This is a genomic window from Microbacterium sp. (assembly GCF_036277215.1).
Classification (GTDB): Bacteria; Actinomycetota; Actinomycetes; order Actinomycetales; family Microbacteriaceae; genus Microbacterium.
This window is the reverse complement of sequence record NZ_DASUNI010000053.1, coordinates 1-2,056: the sequence shown is the minus strand read 5'-3', so window position 1 is coordinate 2,056 and position 2,056 is coordinate 1. Positions and strand designations below refer to the sequence as shown.

Genomic DNA, 2,056 nt, shown 5'->3' with positions numbered 1-2,056 from the left:
GAAGGCTGAGGCGAGCATGGTGGTGGTCAAGGAGTTCGACGCGCAGCTGCACCAGGGCGAGAACCCGGGCGCGTGGACCTGCGTCGTGATGGACGACGTGGCCGAGCTCTTCGGTACCCGCGGGCTCGTGAAGATCCGGGGGGAGATCGACGGCGAGCCGTTCGACGGCGCGCTGATGGCTCAGGGCGACGGCACGCACAGGCTCCCGGTCAAGGCGGCGCTGCGAAAGACGATCGGCAAGGAAGCCGGCGACACCGTCCACGTCCGGATCGACGAGCGGATCGGTTAGCTCAGAGACCGGACTGCACGTCGCGCACGCCCTCGGGCGCGCCGGGCCCGCTCGGCTCGGGCGCGTCCTCGGTCCGGGTCGTGTCCCCGGCCGCGTCGGCGTCGAGGCCCGTCGGGTCGTCCTCGAGCACCTCCACCGTGCCGCCCGCGGCGAGCTGGCGTGCCGCGAGCTCGGCGGCTTCGCGGGTCGCGTGCTCCTCGACCGGTGACTCCTGGCCCTGCACGGTGACGGACCAGCGGTCGGCATGGCGGTTCACGGTCACATTCGGCATGCCATCGACCTACCCGGCGCTTCGCGCACGCACGCGCGCGGGCGGCCGTCGAGTCATTCCAATCTTGGATAGGGTCCAGACGTGGGCACCGACCCGACCGACGTCCTCCGCGAACGCGGGCTGCGCATCACCGCGCAGCGTCTCGCGGTCCTGCGGGCCGTCACGCAGACGCCGCACGCCACGGCCGGCGCGCTGGTCCAGACGGTCCGGGGCGAGATCGGTTCGGTCTCGACCCAGGCGGTCTACGACGTCCTCGAGATCCTCACCGAGAAGGGGCTCCTCCGGCGCATCCAGCCGGCGGGCTCTCCGGCTCGCTACGAGGACCGCGTCGGGGACAATCACCACCACCTCGTCTGCCGGGTCTGCGACCGCATGGTCGACGTCGACTGCGCGGTCGGCGACCCGCCGTGCCTGACGGCGGTCGAGGACTTCGGCTTCGAGATCGACGAAGCGGAGGTCGTCTACTGGGGCCGGTGCCCCGAGTGCGTCGCCACAGGCGACCAGGGACCAGAGCGAACTGCGAAAGGAACGCCGTGACCGAGAGCGTCAGCGAGAGCGAGAACCCAGCGATCCCGAGCCCGACTCCCAAGGAGGGCCGGCCGCACACGATCCAGGACTGGTGGCCGAACCAGCTCGACCTGAGCGTTCTCCACTGGCACTCGTCCCTCTCCAACCCGTTGGACGAGGGCTTCGACTACGCCGAGGCGTTCAAGGAGCTCGACGTCGAGGCGCTCAGGCAGGACCTCGTCGAGCTGATGACGTCCTCGCAGCCGTGGTGGCCGGCCGACTACGGCCATTACGGAGGGCTCTTCATCCGGATGAGCTGGCATGCCGCGGGCACGTACCGCATCGCCGACGGCCGCGGCGGCGGCGGCTCCGGCGCGCAGCGCTTCGCCCCGCTCAACTCCTGGCCCGACAACGCGAGCCTGGACAAGGCGCGCCGCCTGCTGTGGCCGATCAAGCAGAAGTACGGCCAGAAGCTCTCGTGGGCGGATCTGCTCGTCTTCACGGGCGACGTCGCGATGCAGTCGATGGGCTTCAAGACGTTCGGCGTCGGCTTCGGGCGCGAGGACATCTGGGAGCCGGAGGAGATCTTCTGGGGCCCCGAGGACGCCTGGCTCGGGGACGAGCGCTACAGCGGCGACGACCGGAAGCTCTCGGGCCCGCTGGCCGCCGTGCAGATGGGCCTCATCTACGTGAACCCGGAGGGGCCGGGTGGCGAGCCGGACCCGCTCGCGGCCGCCAAGGACATCCGCGAGACGTTCCGCCGCATGGCGATGAACGACTACGAGACCGTCGCGCTGGTCGCCGGCGGCCACACCTTCGGCAAGGCGCACGGCGCCGGCGATGCGTCGCTGGTCGGGCCCGAGCCCGAAGCCACCGACATCGAGCACCAGGGCTTCGGCTGGGTCAGCGCCTACGAGTCGGGCCTCGGCGGCCACACCATCACCAGCGGCATCGAAGGTGCGTGGACGGCGACGCCGACGAAGTGGGAT

The 2,056-nt window shown here is 70.9% G+C and carries 4 protein-coding genes; 3 read left to right on the top strand and 1 reads right to left on the bottom strand.

The features are described 5' to 3' along the window. The coding region (locus VFX99_RS02615) for a DUF1905 domain-containing protein (RefSeq protein WP_329664761.1) at positions 1 to 289 on the top strand (289 nt) is incomplete at its 5' end. Position 290: 1 nt separating this feature from the next. Here VFX99_RS02615 and VFX99_RS02610 read toward each other — a convergent pair. Further along, a complete protein-coding gene (locus VFX99_RS02610) occupies positions 291 to 560 on the bottom strand; it encodes a DUF2188 domain-containing protein (protein ID WP_329664760.1) in 270 nt (89 codons plus the stop codon). 81 nt (positions 561 to 641) lie between these two features. Here VFX99_RS02610 and VFX99_RS02605 point away from each other — a divergent pair, with 81 nt between their 5' ends. Beyond that, positions 642 to 1,097 (top strand): Fur family transcriptional regulator, encoded by a 456-nt coding sequence (locus tag VFX99_RS02605; protein WP_329664759.1) that lies wholly within the window; start codon positions 642 to 644, stop codon positions 1,095 to 1,097. Beyond that, positions 1,094 to 2,056: peroxidase family protein (locus VFX99_RS02600; protein ID WP_329664758.1), on the top strand; the 963-nt coding region annotated here is incomplete at its 3' end. The genes VFX99_RS02605 and VFX99_RS02600, both read left to right, overlap by 4 nt.